The sequence below is a fragment of the Paraburkholderia acidipaludis NBRC 101816 genome (assembly GCF_000684975.1).
Lineage (GTDB): Bacteria > Pseudomonadota > Gammaproteobacteria > Burkholderiales > Burkholderiaceae > Paraburkholderia > Paraburkholderia acidipaludis.
The window spans coordinates 358,967-377,325 of sequence record NZ_BAXZ01000004.1 but is presented as its reverse complement, the minus strand read 5'-3'; the positions used below and the strand labels follow the sequence as shown (position 1 = coordinate 377,325).

The window sequence follows — 18,359 nt, the reverse complement described above, 5'->3', positions numbered from 1 at the left end:
GCAGAGGGATCGCCGTTGATCCCTGCCGACCTGTGTCGCGGCAGACTATGCAAACACCGTGCCATATGACGGCTTGCAGGCTTCAGGGTACGGTTGACGGGCTTTTGCGGCCAAGGTCGGTGCGTCGGCCGAGGCGTAGGCGTGACGCATCGCGATACGGGAAAGCACAAGATTGGTGCTGTGCAGCACATTCGCTGTGCGAAACGCCCGCGCCTGCGCGGAGCGTCGTGCCGCCGCCGTTGCAGCGGGCCCGAATGGAGCGTATCTATGCCATTCCGACTAGCCGTGCCGCCGAAGCCAGATAAAGCGCCGACGCATTGCGGCGGTGCTCGCAAAGGCACGTGTAGGTCATCTTGACGACGTGATCATCATCGGAGAGCACCGCCAGCCGGCAAGCTTCGCTCCAGTCGCCTTCGACTCCGGGCACATCCGGCTCGACGTCGGAAGGCTTGCGCACGGTCGCGTAAGCGGTGCACAGCGCAATCCATAGGGCGGGCAGCAGTTGCTCGACCAGCGAATCGGGCAGTTGTGCAAACAGAATGCGGGCGGCGTGCGTGCCGGTAACGGTATGGAGTACGGTGAAATCTCCCGTCCGCCAGTACGCGGCGATAGCCGCTCGTGCTACGTCGTCGAGCAGCGACGAGGTCGCCGGAGGCGCGAGAACCGCCTGCTGGAACCGGGCATCGTTTGCCACGGCGCGAAGGCGCGCCGTTATCGAGTTGCCGGGGACAGGATCGTTGGCCATGGCCCGCGCAGCCTCATAAAACGCCGCGTCGACGCTTTCCGCGCGACGGCGCCCGTCGACAGGCACCGCAATCGGCAAATGCGACGCGACCAGCGCGGCAAGGCCCGCAGCCATCTCGCCGGCATGCGCGGCCTCGATGCCGTAAGCCAGCCGTATGAGCGCATGAAACGCGCCCGTGGCGGGAGCGAACGGCACTGCGCTCAGGACTTGCGTGATCACCGGAATGGGGCCGTCGTCCGCCATCCAGTCCAGAAAGCCCATACGCAACGCGCCGAACGCAGCGGGATTACCGAGTTCGCGCGACCAGTCGCGACGATCGATCGTCACGTCGACGCGTGGCGCGGGCAGCGCATACTTGCGCTCCCACATCGCAAAGAATTCGTGTAGCCGCGCAGGGGACGCCCCCATTCGGGACAGCGCAACGAGCGCCATCGGACAATGGTTGGTCGTCCCCCTGGCGGCCAGATCGAAGCCGGCATTCGCATCCAGCAGTTCGCTCAGGGTGGCGTCCATGCAGTCCACTTGCATGTTTGGGTCTCCGGGACAGAAAGCGAAGTTGCATTGAGCAAGGCGCTCGCCATGTTCCCACAAATCATCGTTGTGGCGATTGGCACCGGACGTGAAGAAAGTTTCACCCGAGTCTAATGGTCCCTTAATCGGCATGGTCTACCGTGGAAACCGCTATGACCGAAATTACGACCGATTCGGCGTGAACGGAGGATGAAAATGAAGCGTCTCTATCCTTTAGCGGTGTCGTTTGGCCTGTTATTGCCCCTGATGACACCGGGACAGCAAGCCTTTGCGCAATCCGGCGGCTTGACGGCGGCAACGAGCACAAGCGCAGTTCCCGACAGGACACTGGTGCGGCACGTCCAGTTGGCGCTGTCTCGTACCGATGGCCTCGATCCGACGCATATTTACGTCAAGGCGCGCAGCGGCAGCGTCACCTTGACCGGCACGGCCGTGAGCGAGCATCAGCTCGAGCTCGCCGGCGCGGCAACACGCGGCGTAACGGGCGTCACGGCACTTTCGAACAAGTTGACCATCCGCTCGCCGGGCCGCGAGTCCGATTAATTACCGGCTTAACTACCCGATCGACTACGCGATTCCCCCACGCCCGCCGGCCGGCTCTTCACGTAATCGATGAACGCGCGCAGCTTCGGCAAGATCTGCCGGCGGCTGGGATAACAGAGGAACACGCCAGGGAGCATCGGTGCATACGCCTCCAGTACGTGCACCAGCTTCCCTGCCCTTACCGCTTCGGCAACCATGGGCCCGGGTAGCTGCGCGAGGCCCATGCCTTCTATCGCCGCGCCCAGCATGGTCGGAAAGTCGCTGGCGATCAGCGGACCGGATACGGCGATCTCGATGGCCTGACCGTTGTCGCTGAATGACCACGGCGCGAGCGCGCCGCTCGATCGCCGCCATCTCAGGCAGGCGTGCTGCCGCAGGTCGTCCGTGCTCGCGGGCCTGCCACGCGCGGCGAAGTAGGCAGGACTCCCAACGATGGCGAGGCGAAACGGCGGCGTCAGCGGCACCGCCACCATATCGGCGGCAACGAGCTGGCCCAGCCGGATGCCGGCGTCGAATCCTTCCGCCGCCAGATCGACCAGGTCCTTGCTGGTGGCCAGCTCCACTTCGATCTCGGGATAGGCCTTGCAGAACGATGCGATCAGCGGCTCCAGCAGCAGCGGAACCACCGCGCGCGGTACGGAAAGCCTCAGCAAGCCGGCCGGCCGCTGACCGAGGCCGCGCGCGGCCTCGCCCGCGGCGACGAGCTCTTCGAAAGCCGGCTTGGCGCGCGAAAGAAACCGTTCACCGGCTTCGGTCAGACCGACACTGCGCGTGGTGCGCGTGAAGAGCGCGGCGCCGATGCGTGCCTCGAGCACGCGCACCGTCTGGCTGACTGCCGACGGCGTCACGCCGAGTTCCGCCGCTGCCTTGCGAAAGCTGCGGTGCTGCGCCACGCTCAGGAACACCTCCACCCCGTCGAGGGCGCCCTGTCTGACTGTGAAGTTCTGCTTCATAGCCCGTCAACATTGTGATGAATAGTCGCTCAACGAGGGCCATGGTACACCTGGCACGTGGGGATCAGGCCGCATCCCAGCCCATCAACCTCCGCAACAACAGAGGATAGCCAGCCGCCATGTCACCGAAACTTCTCTTTCAGCTGCATCTCGTCCTGGGGTATGTCGCCTGGCTGCTTTGCTTCGGCGCCTACGTCTGGCCCAGGCTCAAGTCGATGGCCCCGTTCGACGCGCAGCGCGCCATCGCCACCTTGCACAGCTTCCGGTTTTTCGGGCTGGTGTTTCTGCTCCCGGGTATCGTCAGTCCCCAGCTTCCCGCGAGCTTCGCCGTGTTCGCCGCGTATGGCGACCTCGCAACGGGCGTGCTGGCCATGTTGGCACTCCTGACGGTACGGGTCCGCCAGATCTTCTGGACCTTCGTCGTCGCCTTCAACGTTGCGGGCATGGTCGACCTCATCGTCGACTATTACCACGCCATCCATGCCGATCTTCCCGCGCATGCGGGGCAATTTGGCGCCACGTATGCGATTCCGGTCATCTACGTGCCCTTGTTGATGATTACGCACGTTGCCGCTTTCTGTCTGATGCTGCGCCCTCAGCTCAAGGCCGCGCCGGGCTATGGGTCTCTCCGCAAGTCATGACATCGCGCGGCACGCCGCCCAGCGATTTCGCACCGATGCCCCAAGCGGCGGCATGCTCGACTGCGTCACGAACTGCAGGTCGCGGGGAGCGTCCTCGATTGGGCGCGGCGCGGTAGAGTATCCGGCCGGCAAACCGGCGAGGAGAGCATATGACCCGTGCGGAATCACCCAGGGGGTATCGTCGGCGCCGCGTGCTCGGCGCCGGTCTCGCGCTGGCGGCGACCGCCGCGCTGCGTGACCGTGTCATGAAAACGATAACGGTGTTGTGTACCATCGCACCGGGCACGGGCACGTATGTCAACGAATGCGACTACTTCCAGGAAAATTGGCAAGGCGCGTTCTGTGGCGCGAACTACGGGCGTCTCATTCGCATCAAGCAGCGCTACGACCCGGATGGGCTCTTTGTGGTCCATCATGGCGTCGGTAGCCGGACCTGAGACGGCTCCTGAATTTTCCGGACCGGATTTTCCCAACCTCCTCCCTCGCTCCACATCCCTCGCAGAAAGGTTCATTACAATGTTCGACTCCCTCAAATCGGCCCTGTCGCCGCATCACGCCTCGTCTGATCCGGCGCATTCCGCGCAAGCGGCAAACATCGGAAAGGTGGACGTCATGCTGATCGGCGGCGGCGTCATGAGCTCGACGCTCGGCGTCCTCCTGCACGAGCTCGAGCCGCAGTGGTCGATGCTGATGCTGGAGCGGCTCGACGCGGTCGCGAACGAGAGCACGAACGGCTGGAACAATGCCGGCACGGGGCATTGCGCGCTCGCGGAGCTGAACTACACGCCCGAGCAGCCCGACGGAACCGTTCAGATCGGGAGCGCCGTTGCGATCAACGAAGCGTTCCAGGTATCGCGCCGGTTCTGGACGTCGATGGTCGAGCGCGGCGTGCTGAGCGAGCCGCGCCGTTTCATCAACGCGGCGCCGCACATGAGCTTCGTCTTCGGCGACGAGGACGTCCGCTTCCTTCGGCAGCGCCATGAAGCCCTTCGAGCCTCGCCGCTGTTCGAGGACATGCGCTATTCGGAAGACGAGGCGCAACTCCATCAATGGGTGCCGCTGATGATGGAGGGGCGCAATCCGGCCCAGAAGGTCGCGGCAACGTGGTCGCAAATGGGCACCGACGTGAACTTCGGGGAAGTCACGCGCCAGTACGTGAATCATCTCCAGCGCCGTTCGGACTTCGACCTCCAGCTCTCTTGCGAAGCGCGCCATCTGAAGCGCAATGCCGATGGAACCTGGCGGGTGTCGTGGCACAACATGCGCGACGGGACCGACCATGCGGTGGACGCGAAGTTCGTGTTCGTGGGCGCCGGCGGGGCCGCACTGCCGCTGCTGCAGGCGTCGGGCATTCCCGAGGCGCGCGATTACGGGGCTTTTCCCGTCGGCGGCGCTTTTCTCGTGACCGAGGACGAGGACATCGCGCGCCGGCATCTGGCCAAGGTGTACGGCCGCGCGTCGGTCGGCGCGCCGCCGATGTCCGTCCCGCACCTCGACACGCGCGTGCTCGACGGCAAGCGGGTCGTGCTGTTCGGCCCGTTCGCAACGTTCTCCACGAAGTTCCTGAAACACGGGTCGTATCTCGACCTGCTGCACAGCATCGGCCTCGACAACATCGCCCCCATGCTGCACGTCGGCTTCGACCAGTTTCCGCTCGTCGAGTATCTGGCCGAGCAACTGAGTCTGTCCGAAGAGGACCGGCTGAACGCGCTCCGCGAATATTTTCCGCGCGCGCAGGGCGAAAACTGGCGGCTGTTTCAGGCAGGCCAGCGCGTCCAGGTCATCAAGCGCGACGGCGTCAAGGGCGGCGTCCTGAAGATGGGCACCGAGATCGTCAGCGCCGGGGACGGCAGTATCGCGGGCCTGCTGGGCGCGTCTCCGGGCGCCTCGACGGCGGCGCCGATCATGCTCGACCTGCTGCACCGCGTGTTCCGCACGCAATGCGAGACGAGCCGGTGGCGCGACAAGCTTCGCGAGCTCGTACCGCATTACGGCAGCAAGCTTGGCGATAACGTCCGCGCGCTGCGCGCCGAATGGGCGAGTACCGGCGAAGCGCTGCAACTGGCTCCGGCGTCCCTGCCGGCCTGAGCCGCGCTTCCGGTCTGCGCCTGCCCCATCCTTTGGCCCGGCGGCCATGTCTCCGGGCCAAAGGACGAGCTATCCGAAAACCCGCGACCAGGCCGCCCGGATGCGCCGCGCGCGATCTTCAAGGAGCCAGGAGGCGGCCAGCGCGAGCAGTCCGGACATGACCCCTGTTGCGATGTGCTCGACAACGGGGATGCGGTAGTGGCTCTTGTGCGAGTAGGCGTCGCCTATCGTCGTCAGACAGCCGACGATCAGCGCATTGCCGTATCGATGCGCATAGAGTTTTCGCGCGGGCGTAAACGTCAGAAGTACGGCCAGAATGCCGGTGAACAGGCCCGTCTGGAGAGCGATCGCCCAGTGGGCAAGACTCATGACATTGCCCCAGCTTCCCGGCATGCAGGTCATGCACGCACTGGTGGGCTGCCAGAAACGCTGGGCAAAAAGCTGGAGGCGGCGCTTCCACTCGCCTGACATGATGTGTTTCCCCGTCCGGATGCGTTTGATTGTCGGCGAACTCGAACCATAGCGAAGCTACGGCGGAATACTACACCGCGATTGGGGCATTCCAGCGTGGCGCTTTCCATCAAGGCTGCGCGGGCGGCGGTGCAATGCTCGCACGCACCCGGTACAGCAGCGAAGGATCCTGGCTGACGATTTGCCACTCGACCCATTGACCCGCCGGCACGATCAGCCCCGGATGGCTGGCGCGCACCTCGCTCGGCTGCGGCGGCAGCTTGCAGCCCTCCCGGGTTCGGGGCGTGGTATCGCTTTCGACCGTCTCCTGCGCCTCGATGGCGAGAACCGCCGCGCTCGGGTCCGCCCGCTGCGGCGTGACCGTGATGGTGCGCTGCAGGTCGATACTGCCCGCGGGCTGGTTCCTGCAGCCGACGTCGTGCGTGACGAGCTTGTGATGCGTGTTGGTCCGCGCCTGACCGACCGCCGCCGAGCCGTCGAACGAGTCGATCTGCCGGCCGTCACGGATGACCTGCAGCGTCCAGTTGACGACGGGTTGTGAAGCGGATTGCGGTGCTGGCGCTGGTGACGTGTAGGGTTGCGGTGCCGGCGCGGGCTGTGGGTAAGGCTGCGGTACTGGCTGCGGCGCCGGCACTGGTTGCGCGTAGGGCTGCGGTGCTGCTCGTTCCACCGGCTGCGGCGCGGGCTCAGGAAGAATAGGAGGTGCCGACTGCACGGCGGGCTGCGGAGCAGGCTTACGAGTCGGCTCGTGCACATGCTTATGTGCGGGCTTATGAGCCGGCTTTTCAGCCTGCTTTTCAACCGGCTTCGCAGCAGGCTGCTGAGCAGGCTGCGGTGCTGGCGATGGCGCCGGCCGTGGCACGGGCGATGGCGCGGACGCGGGCGGGTTCAAAGGAACGGCGTGCACCACCGGTTGCGAGGCCGAAACCGCGGGCCGCACCACCCCCTGCACCTGCGTCTGCGCGCCCGCGGGCACGAACGCGGCAGCAGCGGCGCACAGGACGGCGGCAAGGCAATTTTTCCACAACATCATGTCGCCGGGCTCCATGCACGCGTAACTTTGCAGAGCCACAGCACAATGCGTGCCCGGACATTGGCTTGCTGGCGAGGAGGCGACATGCAGACATGCTGCGCGCCGTCGGCGGCCTGCCGTCCCAGGGCGAAACGGCGCTCTCCTTCGACGAGACCGGCTGGGCAGACCGATAACAGTCACCCGCTTAAGCTGGTGTCCGTAGTAATCAGACAGCAAGAATCGGAGTGCCTGCGCCAACCCTCAGCCCTATCTTCTCCATGCGATCGCACGATAGATCGGGCCATTGGCGTAGCGCTGACCTGGCCTTCATTGCCTGGAGTCCAATCATGCTGCCTTTTCTCTCGCTCCATGCGCTTGCCGCACAACGCGGCGATGGACTGCGTCCTGAACTCAAGGCGCTTTTCGAACGCCATACCGGGCTTGCGGCCGGCCTCGCCGCTACCCTCGCCCCCGTCGTCACGGGCGATCCGGTTCCAGCCAGCGATCCTCATCCGCCAGCCGCAAGTCACGCCCCAACGCAAGCAGTTCCCGCTCGACAGCCGTGCGAATGCAAGGCTCCGCGTCGGCACCCATAAGGTCATCGAAATACATCTTGAAGGGACTCGCGGCGTTGGTCGCCAGGTAGGCGGTGGTCGCTACCCGGTATGTTTGTTCGTTCTGCAGAGCGACGCGCGCACCGCTCCCGTCCTGGACAAAGATCTCCGGCGATCCGCCCGCGCGATTGCGTACCGCCAGGCCGGAGATCTGCAGGAAATGCCCATCCCCCTCCTCGCGCCTGGCGCCCAGACGCGTCAGCGTCAATTCGATCATCTTGCGTACCGTCTCCCCGGGAACCTGCGGAAAAACGACGATACGGTTGTCGTGAAGAAAGATGTCACCCAGCGTTCGGGTGGTCATCATTTCTCCTTTGGCGATATTCCGCTGGATGCGGAAACTCCCCGCATTGACGAGTCCGATATCCACGATCTGCCGATTTCCCCCGCGCGCCAGCTGGCGCCCGCTGACCACGTCCGCGACGAAATTCCCAAAGTTGCTGCTGCGGCGCCTGACGACCGAGTCTTCAATGACCAGCGTGCATGGCGCTTCGACGAGATCGGTCACATAAGGCTTCGTCAGCGCGAGCCAGTGTTCGATGCGCCGCTTCGTCGGCGCGTGCGCCACAACGAGTTTTTGCAGGCGAGCATCCTGCATGTCGAGCGTCCAGGAGCCGTCCAGCGTGAAGCCGGCAAGCCCGCCGCTCTTGTTGTCGAACACATGGGCATTCAGCGTCTTTCGCACGTCCCGCAGCACATCGTCCTGGAGATCGCGAAAGACCGCGCCGCCTTGTTTCAGCCGGTCTGGACTGTTGAGCAACATCGTTCGCAGCATCTGGTCCAGATTGAACTTGCCCACCATTTTCACGGCGCCTTCCATGCCGCCGTAGCGCTCGAACAGTTCCGACGCTTCAGATGCCGGAAACCAGTTGACGAAGCTGACACACATCGTTCTTGCATTGGACTTCGCTTTGACGATCAACGACCTCGACGGCTCGCCGTTCCAGAGGGTCGGGCGGTTTTCGGGCTCCTCGACCTCGTGATCGTGCCCGCCTATGACGAGCCGCACTTGCGGGCACCGGTCCACCATTTGCCGATCGACATCCAGATCCTGATGTGTCATCGCGACGAATGAAAAGTCGCTTGGGCGGACCCATCCATGTCCGTCGATATGTTCGTTCTTCGCAAGCCTGATCAAATCCGCGCAACGATAAAGCGAGTCGCCCGCTTCGAAAAAGCCTTCATAGCAGCCGTCTTTCATCAGCCCGAACAACGCGATAACGTGATCGTTCGCAACTCTGATATAAAGCGCGTCGGGCAGGACCAGCCGGTCGATCGCCTCTCTCGTTTCCGGCGGCGGTTGCACCCGCGACGACTCCCACGGCAGCCGGTTCGAAGCCATCCACGTGATCTTCCTTCCGCCCGGCGCGAACCGGTTTGAAGTCATGCGCCCGCTGCGGGTGATCGCCTCTATCAGGTGAGCCGGCGTAAAGTGCGGATCGAAATCGAACTCATGGTTTCCTAACGTCACCACGTCGACGCCCGCCTCCATCAGCACGTCGACCATCTGCGCCCCGTGATGAATCCGGCTCAGCCACGAGGGATGGAGAAAATCGCCTGGCAGGCAGAAGATGACCCGTGCGTCGTCGTAGTGCACACGCAGGCGGCGCACGACTTCGGCAACGCGCGGCAAAAGCATCGACGCGGGGTCGGTTGGGTCCGCGCACGAGTCGATATGATAGAAGTCGTTGATCTGCGGGAAGATCGCCATCCGGCGGGCGTAGCGGATACTGTTGTTCACGTCTTCCTCCATCGCGGCAGGGCGGGCAACCGCACGGCTCAATCCGGATCAGTCTAGTCCATCCTCACCGGGCGAGTGCCATACGGCGTTCTTGCGCTTCCCGCCAAATATGTGCAAACTGCATATGTGTGCGATGCATATATTTGGGGGCTCCAATGACGCTGCGTCCGGAAAATCTGCTCGGTGCGCTTGCCCTGCTGGTCACGGACGAGATGGATGCGCTGAACACCCTTCCCGCCCTCGCCGGACCCACCGCGCGGGCGCTGCTCAACGCAATCGGCCAGTATCCGGACGCGTCGATCGAACTGCTGCGCGATGCCGTCGCGCTGTCGCATCCGGCGGCCGTGCGCGCCGTAGCCGGCCTGGCCGGCGCCGGTCTCGTCGAGAAACGCACCGGTCTCGACAAACGTTCCGTTGCGCTCGCGCTGACCGGCGCCGGCCGACGCGAAGTGAAGCGCCTGCAGAGCGCGCGCGAAAACCTGCTCACACGCATCGTGGGCCATCTCGACAGTGCTGAGCGTAAGGCGCTCGAAAACTTGCTGATCAAGATGCTCTGGCACGAAACGCGCGACCCTGCGCATGCGATGCAGCTCTGCCGCTTTTGCGACGAAGGGCCGTGCCTCGAGGCGGGCTGCCCGATCGAATGCCGTGAAGCGGGCTTACCCATGCCGGCCCGGGGCGGGTCGTGAAATCGCCGGCGCCGGTGCGCTGGCCGGTCATCGCCGCACTGACCGCCGTGTCGACGCTCGCGCAAATCGGCCAGTTCGGCATCGGCTTCATCGTGCTGCCGGTCTGGCTCGCGCATCAAGGCCTCGACGCGCCGCGAGCCGGCCTCTTCGCCGCCTCGCAATGGACTGGCATGCTCGCGGGCCTCGTGGCAGCCCCGGCTCTCGTGGCGCGAATCGGCGCGCGGAGAACGGTATCGCTCGGGCTCGCGGCCAGTGTCGTCGCGTTTTCGGCCATCAGCTGGCTGTCGTGGCCGCTCTGGATCGTGCCCGGCATTCTGACCGGGCTGGGCATTGGCCTGCGCTGGATCGCCAACGAATCGTGGCTGTATAGTCTGGTTCCCGAAGCATGGAGCGGCCGCGTGGTCGGCGTGCATGAAACGCTGATCGCGAGTGCCGGCGTCATTGCGCCGGCACTCGCCGCATGGTGCGGTCCGGACGGGCCCGTCACGATGGCCGCCGGCCTGTCGTTTACCTGCGTCGCAGCAATCCCGCTCTGGTTGAGCGCATCGGCGCATCCGCCAGGTCCCGTTGCCCGTGAGGCGCACGCTCACGAAAGCGCCCGGAACACGCCGGTCAGCTCGCTGGTGTGCCTCGGCATGATCGTGGTAGCCGTGGGCGGCATCAGCGACGGCGCGTTATATGGCCTCTTCCCGCTCTATGCCGGTGCGCGCGGAATGAGCGCCGCGCAAACGGCCCTGCTGCTGTCGTGCCTCGGCCTGGGCGGGATGGCGCTGCAATTTCCGGTGGGCTGGCTTGCCGACCGTGCGGGTTTGGGATCGACGGTGATCGTGTGCGCGACGGCGAGCACGCTGGCGCTGCTCGCTTTCACGCTCGCCACGCCCATGACGTGGTGGGTTCCCGCGAGCGGCCTCGTAGTCGGAGGCATGAATAGCGCATTCATCACACTTGGCATGTACGCCGCGGCGTGCAGCGAGAAAGCAGCGCTCATCCGGAACATGCGCCTCGTGTCGCTGGCGTTCACGTCCAGTTCGATCGTCGGGCCGCTCGTCGCGGGCGCGGCGATGAAGGCATTCGGAAACGACACCCTGATGTGGCCGCTCGCAATCGCGAGCGGCGCGCTGGCCGTCTTTACACTCGGCATCTGCGAAGGAAAGCGTCAAAGCCGCCGCCCTTCGCCCGCGAACTGATCTCATCCGGACAACCATAAGCCCTCCCGAATATAAACGACGCTCGACTTGTCGAGTCGCCTGGGGGTTAGCATAATGGCCGAACCGGACATGCCCGGCAAAATGGGTTCGCGGGTTCGCTGGCATGGGGAGGATCTATGTTCGACAGGTCGCTACGCATCGAGGGCGGGCCGGACTGGCATCACTTCCACGTTTATACCGACAGCACGTGGGTTGCGGTTCTGCTCGTCGCGGCGCTCCTGCTCGCGATTCTGCTGGCGAGCGCGATCTGCTACTACGCCACGCGCGCGATCATGCTGATGATCGTCGGCCGTCTCGCGCGCCAGCCCAGGCGCAAGTGGCTGCGCGCCGCCGAGCGCTACAAGGTGTTCCATCGGCTCGCGCCGCTCGTGCCCGCCATGATCGTCTACGCGGCGGCACCCATGCTTTCGGGCCTCACGTTCCCGCTGATCGCGGCGCTCGGGCATCCCCTGGCCCTGCTCGCGGCCTGCTACATGGTGTACACGCTCCTGCGCGCCGCGCTCGCGCTCCTCGACAGTGTCGGCGAACGTTACAGCCACTTTCCTTCCGCGAGCGAGCGGCCGATCAAGAGCTTCCTGCAGATCGCCACCATCGTGCTTTACGTGATCGCGCTGATCGCCGCGGTCTCCGTGCTGCTCGAACGCTCGCCCGCCTACTTCCTTACCGGCGTGAGCGCGATGACGGCGCTGCTGATCATCATCTTCCGCGACTCGCTGCTCGGCTTCGTGGCCAGCATTCAGCTCACCGTCTACGACATGGTGCGGGTGGGCGACTGGATAGAAGTGCCAGGTTTCGTGGCGGACGGCACCGTGATCGACATTGCGCTGAACACCATCAAGGTGCAGAACTTCGACAACTCGATCGTCATGCTGCCAAGCTATGTCCTGCTAACGAACAGCATGAAGAACTGGCGCGGCATGGTCGAGGCGGGCAACCGGCGCGTCAGGCATGCGATTCATTTCGACACCGACACGGTCTGCTTTCCCGACGAGGCGCTGCTCCAGCGGCTACGCAACGACATCGACCGGCCCCTCGCGGCGTTTGCGCCCGAGGACGGCCAGCGCCGCACGAACCTCGGCCTGTATCGTCTCTATCTGGGCGCGCATCTTCGCGATCATCCGGCGGTTCGCCGCGACCGGCCGCTCGTGATTCGCGTGCTGCAGTCGAACCAGCCTGGCATCGCGCTGGAGATTTTTCTCTACCTCGACGAAACGCACTGGGAGCCGTACGAACGCCTGCAGTCGGACATGCTCGACCATGCTTATGGGCTCGCACCGCTGTTCGGCTTGCGCTGCTGGCAAGAGCGTTGCCCGTCGGCACGGCAGCCCTAGCCGCGGGCGAAAACGGGCACTCAAGCGCCGTTCGTCGCCGCCCTCTCCTCGCGCGCGTACTGCGCAGGCGGTCTGCCGACGTGCCGCGTAAAGGCCACGCTGAAGGTGCTGGCCGAGCTATAGCCCACGCGCTCCGCGATCTCGGCGATACGGCCTTCACGACGGCGCAGCCAGTCCTTGGCAAGCGCCATGCGCCAGGTCAGCAGATATTCCATGGGCGCCACACCCACTGAGCGGTTGAAACGCTCGAAAAAGGTCGAGCGGGAGAGCGCGGTCTCTTTCGCGAGTTCGGCAACCGTCCACGCGTGCGCGGGATGCTCGTGCATCCCGCGAATCGCGGCAGCAAGGCGGCCGTCGGCGAGCCCGCGCACGAGGCCTGGCGACGCGCCAGTGCCGGCGGCCGATCGCAGCGCTTCGATGAGCAGCACCTCCAGCAGCCGCGAGAGCACCACTTCGCGCGCGGGCCGCTGATCGCGTGACTCCTCGCGCACGAGTTGCACGAGCGTGGCCAGCCGCTGCTCGCCGCGCACATGCACGATCTGCGGCAGCAGCGAGACCAGCAGGAGCGCATCCGGCGAACCGAAACTGCAGTGGCCGGCCATCATGCGCGTGTCGATCGGGCTATTCCCGGCGCCCAGCCGGTATTCCCCGTTGCCCAGCGCGACCGGCGCCAGGGTCTCGACACCCGGCGGCGGCGCTTCGAGGCTGGACATGGCGACGCCGTAGGCCGCGGGAATGAGCACGAAGTCGCCCGAGAGCAATTCGATCGGCTCGTGCCCGTCGATCGCGATGCGGCACCCGCCCTCCAGGATGACGCAGTAGAACGGCTCGCCGGCATCCGACCGGCTGATGCGCCAGGGGCTCGCGCCGTGAACCAGCTTGGAGAACCGGGCGCTGGGCTGCAGCAGCATCACCACTTCAGCCAATGGGTCGATCATGACCGGACTCCTGCAAATGAAATTCGGATGATCGATTGTAGCAAGTACGGCCTCGGCGATCTATCGTAGGAGCCTACCTCAACCGCTCTCGCAGGAGTTTTCGTGAAAACCGTGCTGATCACCGGCTGCTCTTCTGGCTTCGGCCTCGAAATCGCGCGTTACTTTCTTGAGCGCGACTGGCGCGTCGTCGCCACGATGCGCACGCCGCGGGCCGATGTGCTGCCGCCCTCGGACCGTCTGCGCGTGCTCGCGCTCGACGTCACCCGCCCCGAAAGCATTCGCCTCGCCATCGAGGCCGCGGGCCCGATCGACGTCCTCGTCAACAACGCGGGCTTCGGCGCCGCTTCGCCCGCCGAACTGGTCCCGCTCGAATCGGTGCGTTCGGTGTTCGAGACCAACACCATCGGCACGATTGCCGTGACGCAAGCGGTACTGCCCCAGTTCCGGCAGCGCAAGGCCGGCGTGATCGTGAACGTCACGTCGAGCGTGACACTGAAGGCGCTGCCGCTCATCGCGGCCTATCGCGCAAGCAAGGCGGCCGTAAACGCCTTCACCGAGTCGATGGCCATCGAGCTCGAGCCGTTCGGCGTGCGCGTGCGCCTCGTGCTGCCGGGCCGTGCGCCGGGAACCCGCTTCGGCGAGAACGCGCGCGCCCATATTCACGGCTTCGAACACGAAGCCTATGCCGAGCTCGTCAGCCAGATGCTCGCGCGGCTGGGCGATCAGTCCGCGCCGATCACTGAGTCACAAGACGTCGCCGCAGCCGTGTGGCGCGCGGCCACCGATCCGTCTTGCCCGATGCGCCTTCCGGCCGGCGCGGACGCCGAAGCCTGGGCGGCCGAGGCGCGCTGAAAAAGCGGCGCCATCGCTTTGCGCAGTACCTCTAAACACTCAGCAATACAGGAAGGAGATTGTTATGCAGGACAAACCTGTTGCCCTCGTCACCGGCGCCAACCAGGGAATCGGCCTTCAGATCGCCAGGGATCTCGTGGCCCACGGCTTCATCGTGCTGGTCGGATCGCGCGATGCCGGGCGCGGCGAGGCGGCGGCTCGCGAGATCGGGCCAAACGCCCACGCGCTTCAGATCGACGTGACGGATCAGGCCTCGATCGCCGCCGCGGCACGGCGGGTTGGCAGCGAGTTCGGCCGCATCGACGTGCTGATCCAGAACGCGGCCATCTCGAACACGAGCCGGCAGCCCGGCCAGTCCGTCGAGGCATACGCAAAGACGACCCGCCCGAGCAACGTGTCGCTCGATGAAATGCGCGCGGTGTGGAACACCAACGTCTTCGGCGTTCTCGCCGTGTACCAGGCCATGCTTCCGCTTCTGCGCAAGGCGCCGGCGGCCCGCATCGTGAATGTGTCGAGCGGCGTCGGGTCGCTGACGTCGAACGCGGACCCGGCCTTCCCCTGGCGCGCGATCTTCGGCCCCGTCTACCCGGCCTCCAAGACCGCGCTCAACGCGCTGACCGTCGCCATGGCGATCGAGCTGGAGCCGGAGGGGATCAAGGTCCATGCCGTTTCGCCGGGCTACACAAAAACCAACCTCAATGGCTATACGGGCACGGACACCGTCGAGGACGGCGCCCGCGAGGCGGTACGGGTCGCGTTGCTGGGCCCGGACAGCCCGACGGCCACGTTCACGCGCTGGGAGAACCAGACGATCCCGTGGTGACGAAGCGGCTCGCGGCCAGCTCGCCCGCCGACGCCGCGGCCTTCGCGACCGTTGCGAGCGCCGCTTCGCGCGGCAGCGCCCATTCGAGCCAGCGCGTGCGCAACGCGACCACGAGCGCGAAGGCCAGTGCCGCGATCACACCGAAGGTCGCAAAGCCCATCTGATAGCTGCCGGTGCTTTCCTTCGCCATGCCCATGACAACGGGCAGATAGAACCCGCCAATGCCCCCTGCCGCGCCGACGATGCCCGACATCAGCCCCGTGCGGCCGGGCCAGCGGCGCGGCACGAGCTGGAACGTGGCGCCGTTGCCGAGGCCGAAGCACACGTAGGTAAACGCGAGCAATACGATGCCCGCCGCGAACGTGGGCATGAGCGCGGCAAAAACGAAATCGGCAAGCGAGATGGCCGCGAGCAGGAGCACGAGCGCACGCACGCCGGAGATGCGGTCGGCGATCAGACCGCCCACCGGCCGCACCATCGCGCCGGTCAGCGCGAGCAGCGACATGATCATGCCCGCCTCCAGCTTGGGAACCTGGTAGAGCGAAATAAGCAGCGTCGAGACATACGAAGACATGCCGACGAACCCGCCAAACGTGATGCTGTAGACAAGCATGACGACCCACGTGTCGCCCTCGGCCAGCACGCGGCGGTAATGCGCCGGCAGCACCGCGATCGCCAGCAGCGCGCCGAACACGGGCAGCAGCAGCACGCCGGTCCTGCCCGCGCCGAACACGCCCGCATGCACGGCAAGAACGAGCGCGATCAGCCCCGCCAGCGTCATGCAGAACGCGCGCAGCGCTTTATAGGCACTGCCCGACTTCTGGCCGAGATCGCGCGCCCAGAAGCAGACCGCGGTCGCCGCCAGCGCGAGCAGCGGCAGCGCCGCGCCCGTCGCGCGCGCCCAGCCGAAGTGCGCCGCCACGCCGGGAAAGAGGAAGCCGTCGAGCACCGCGCCGATGTTGCCGGCCGCGGCGAGGCCGAGCACGAGCCCCTGCACCCTGGGCGGATAGTTGCTGCCCGCCATCGGCAGCGCGACGGCAAAGCTCGCCCCGCCCACCCCCAGCAGCACGCCGAGCACGAGCAGCAGCGTATAGGACGGCGTGCCCGGCATCGTCAGGAGAACGATGGAGGGGATGGCCGAGAGCGCCATGCCGAGCAGCGCGATACGCCGCCCGTCGCAGGCCTGGTACAGATTGCCCAGCGTGACGCGCAGGATCGCCGCGCCCAGCACCGGCACGGCCACGAGCAGGCCGAGTTCCGCGGGCGACATCGGCACGTCTTTCTGGATGAACGGCGCGAGCGGGCCGAACATCACCCAGACCGTGAATCCGGTGTCGAAGTAAAGGAAGCACGCGACGAGCGCGCGCCAGTTGCCGCTCTTCAGCGAGTGCATCAGTTCTTTCACGAAACTCTCCAGGCTAAATGAACTTCAACCCGCGCGACGGCGGGCTTTGGCTTGCTCATCGTAAGCAGTACACATGATTCCGCGAATGATCCGCCACGCACGGCGGCCGGCAATGCGCCGCCTTCGGGCTGACCCGAAAAAAAACGTCCCGAAGCGCACCGGGCATGCCATGCATGCTCGAGGTGTCGCTTCGGGACGCCGTTGCCCCGCTTTATCCGCTGTCCCCGCAGCATGCGGGATTTGCCATTCTCCAGACCGTCGTTGGTCCGAGGCTTACCAAGCAATACGCGTGCCTACGACGCTACGCGAGAGCCTGGAGGGTCGTGAAATGCTTGTCAGGCGGGAATCCGGCCGCTGCGAGGCAAGCTGGCCGGAGGCGCAGGAACGGGCCACACACGCATAGACCGCGGGGCGCGGCCACCATTCATGTGCCGGATGCGACTGCTGTTGGTGCACCGCAGCGTGCCCGCGCACCGCGCGCGGGCACGCTGCGGGAACCCTCACCGCGTTCTCAGGACGGGCGTCCGACGCACTTCGGCAAGGTAGATGAGGATCAGCGAAACCCAGACCACGCCGTAGAGAAACATGAAACACGTCGAGCGCACCCGGAACACGTCGAGCAGCGAGCCGAAGATGATCGGCAGCAGGAAGCCGCCCAGCCCGCCCGCGAGGCCCACGACGCCGCTCACGACCCCCATGCTTTCGGGAAAGTCGTCGGCCACGTACTTGAACGTCGAGGCCATGCCGAACGCCAGGACGGCGCCCAGCACGAACGTCAGGGCGACGAATACCGCAATGGGCGTATGCAGTTGCAGCGTCACGTCGCCGTCGAGCGTATGGATCACGAAGTCGGTTGGCGGATACGAGAGCAGGAACAGGCAGATCCAGGCGACCCACAGGCCCCACCAGGTGACGGAGTGGGCTCCGAGGCGGTCGGCGAGCGCGCCGCCCACCGCGCGCAGCACCGAACCCGGCAGCGAAAAGCCGGCGGCGAATGCGGAAGCGGCGACGAGCGACATGCCGTACTCCGCCTTCAGATACTGCGGAATCCACAACGAAAGCGCCGTGAAGCCGCCGAAGGTGATCGAATAGTACTGGCAAAGCCGCCAGACGTTCGGATTGCGCAGCACCCGGAACGAATCGAGCCACGACCCGCCGCCCTTGCCCGCGCCCGGATCCGGCGCCGACGCGAGCCAGAAGATCGCCGCGGTCACGAGCAGCGCCACCGCGTAGACGCGCGGCACGAAGCGCCAGCCATACGCGGCCTCCAGCGCGGGCGTGACGAACAGGTTGACGGCGGCGCCTACGGTGCCCGCGCCGAAGAAGCCCATCGCGAAGCCGCGGCGGGCCGGCGGAAAGAAACGCGCGACGTAAGGGGTTCCCACGGCGAACGATGCGCCCACGCAACCGAGAAAGAGCCCGATCAGCAGGAACTGCCAAAGCGCGGTCGCATAGCTCACCACGAACACCGGCACGGCGCACACCACGAGCAGGATCGTCATCACGATGCGCCCGCCGAAGCGGTCGGTCCAGGCGCCGAGCGGCAGACGCATGAGCGCGCCGGTCAGCACGGGCGTGGAGGTCAGCAGGCCGAACTCCGTGCTGTTCAGGTGCAGGTCCTCGCGCAGCTGAACGCCCAGCACGCCGAACATCATCCACACGACAAAACAGATCATGAACGCGAAGGTGCTCGCGAACAGGACCGACCACGCCCGGCGAGAAACGGACGCGTCGGGTACGGGCCGCGCGGGAATATCAGATGAACTCATGTTGG

17 protein-coding genes are annotated in these 18,359 nt (G+C 65.6%); 9 read left to right on the top strand and 8 right to left on the bottom strand.

What is annotated here, in order from left to right; genetic code table 11:
* Positions 1-265: 265 nt before the first annotated feature.
* Positions 266-1,408 carry a questin oxidase family protein gene (locus BAC01S_RS06900; RefSeq protein ID WP_245616521.1) on the bottom strand — a complete coding sequence of 381 codons (1,143 nt, stop codon included), beginning with the start codon at positions 1,406-1,408 and terminating at the stop codon, positions 266-268.
* Positions 1,409-1,471: 63 nt separating this feature from the next.
* On the opposite strand from BAC01S_RS06900, the gene BAC01S_RS33675 reads away from it, so the two are divergent.
* Positions 1,472-1,819: a BON domain-containing protein gene (locus BAC01S_RS33675; RefSeq protein ID WP_169740105.1), complete on the top strand. Its 348-nt coding sequence runs from the start codon at positions 1,472-1,474 to the stop codon at positions 1,817-1,819.
* Between the two features lie 8 nt (positions 1,820-1,827).
* Here BAC01S_RS33675 and BAC01S_RS06890 read toward each other — a convergent pair whose 3' ends face one another.
* Positions 1,828-2,772, bottom strand: a complete 945-nt coding sequence (locus BAC01S_RS06890; protein WP_027794089.1) for a LysR family transcriptional regulator — start codon at positions 2,770-2,772, stop codon at positions 1,828-1,830.
* A 119-nt stretch (positions 2,773-2,891) separates the two neighbouring features.
* On the opposite strand from BAC01S_RS06890, the gene BAC01S_RS06885 reads away from it, so the two are divergent.
* The 3 genes from BAC01S_RS06885 to mqo all read left to right on the top strand — a co-directional run bounded on the left by BAC01S_RS06885 (position 2,892) and on the right by mqo (position 5,501).
* On the top strand, positions 2,892-3,413 hold the full coding sequence (locus tag BAC01S_RS06885; protein ID WP_027794088.1) for a hypothetical protein: 522 nt from the start codon (positions 2,892-2,894) through the stop codon (positions 3,411-3,413).
* A gap of 149 nt (positions 3,414-3,562) precedes the next feature.
* Positions 3,563-3,850: a BBE domain-containing protein gene (locus BAC01S_RS06880; protein ID WP_084168291.1), complete on the top strand. Its 288-nt coding sequence runs from the start codon at positions 3,563-3,565 to the stop codon at positions 3,848-3,850.
* Between the two features lie 79 nt (positions 3,851-3,929).
* The gene (gene mqo, locus BAC01S_RS30585) at positions 3,930-5,501 is read left to right on the top strand and encodes a malate dehydrogenase (quinone) (protein WP_084168289.1); all 1,572 of its coding nucleotides are present in this window, start codon (positions 3,930-3,932) and stop codon (positions 5,499-5,501) included.
* Between the two features lie 69 nt (positions 5,502-5,570).
* Here the strand turns inward: mqo and BAC01S_RS06870 are convergent, their stop codons facing one another.
* The 3 genes from BAC01S_RS06870 to BAC01S_RS06850 form a co-directional block, all read right to left on the bottom strand.
* Entirely contained in the window at positions 5,571-5,972 is a 402-nt protein-coding gene (locus BAC01S_RS06870; RefSeq protein ID WP_027794086.1) for a hypothetical protein, read from the bottom strand.
* Positions 5,973-6,081: 109 nt separating this feature from the next.
* Positions 6,082-7,005 carry a hypothetical protein gene (locus tag BAC01S_RS35915; RefSeq protein ID WP_174442437.1) on the bottom strand — a complete coding sequence of 308 codons (924 nt, stop codon included), beginning with the start codon at positions 7,003-7,005 and terminating at the stop codon, positions 6,082-6,084.
* Between the two features lie 456 nt (positions 7,006-7,461).
* Entirely contained in the window at positions 7,462-9,339 is a 1,878-nt protein-coding gene (locus tag BAC01S_RS06850; RefSeq protein WP_169740104.1) for a 5'-nucleotidase C-terminal domain-containing protein, read from the bottom strand.
* Positions 9,340-9,494: 155 nt separating this feature from the next.
* On the opposite strand from BAC01S_RS06850, the gene BAC01S_RS06845 reads away from it, so the two are divergent.
* From BAC01S_RS06845 to BAC01S_RS06835, 3 genes are all read left to right on the top strand, one after another.
* Positions 9,495-10,028, top strand: a complete 534-nt coding sequence (locus BAC01S_RS06845; protein WP_027794083.1) for a MarR family winged helix-turn-helix transcriptional regulator — start codon at positions 9,495-9,497, stop codon at positions 10,026-10,028.
* A complete protein-coding gene (locus BAC01S_RS06840; RefSeq protein WP_027794082.1) occupies positions 10,025-11,215 on the top strand; it encodes an MFS transporter in 1,191 nt (396 codons plus the stop codon). Before BAC01S_RS06845 ends, BAC01S_RS06840 begins: the two co-directional genes overlap by 4 nt.
* A gap of 137 nt (positions 11,216-11,352) precedes the next feature.
* Positions 11,353-12,567: a mechanosensitive ion channel family protein gene (locus tag BAC01S_RS06835; protein WP_027794081.1), complete on the top strand. Its 1,215-nt coding sequence runs from the start codon at positions 11,353-11,355 to the stop codon at positions 12,565-12,567.
* A 20-nt stretch (positions 12,568-12,587) separates the two neighbouring features.
* Here the strand turns inward: BAC01S_RS06835 and BAC01S_RS06830 are convergent, their stop codons facing one another.
* Positions 12,588-13,505, bottom strand: a complete 918-nt coding sequence (locus BAC01S_RS06830) for an AraC family transcriptional regulator (protein ID WP_027794080.1) — start codon at positions 13,503-13,505, stop codon at positions 12,588-12,590.
* 102 nt (positions 13,506-13,607) lie between these two features.
* Here BAC01S_RS06830 and BAC01S_RS06825 point away from each other — a divergent pair, with 102 nt between their 5' ends.
* Positions 13,608-14,357 (top strand): SDR family oxidoreductase, encoded by a 750-nt coding sequence (locus BAC01S_RS06825; protein WP_027794079.1) that lies wholly within the window; start codon positions 13,608-13,610, stop codon positions 14,355-14,357.
* Positions 14,358-14,421: 64 nt separating this feature from the next.
* A complete protein-coding gene (locus BAC01S_RS06820; RefSeq protein ID WP_027794078.1) occupies positions 14,422-15,180 on the top strand; it encodes an SDR family NAD(P)-dependent oxidoreductase in 759 nt (252 codons plus the stop codon).
* Here BAC01S_RS06820 and BAC01S_RS30575 read toward each other — a convergent pair.
* A complete protein-coding gene (locus tag BAC01S_RS30575; protein WP_043201398.1) occupies positions 15,146-16,585 on the bottom strand; it encodes an MFS transporter in 1,440 nt (479 codons plus the stop codon). The two genes, BAC01S_RS06820 and BAC01S_RS30575, sit on opposite strands and share 35 nt — an antisense overlap.
* Positions 16,586-17,085: 500 nt before the next feature.
* Positions 17,086-18,354: an MFS transporter gene (locus BAC01S_RS06810; protein WP_043201395.1), complete on the bottom strand. Its 1,269-nt coding sequence runs from the start codon at positions 18,352-18,354 to the stop codon at positions 17,086-17,088.
* Positions 18,355-18,359: the final 5 nt, after the last annotated feature.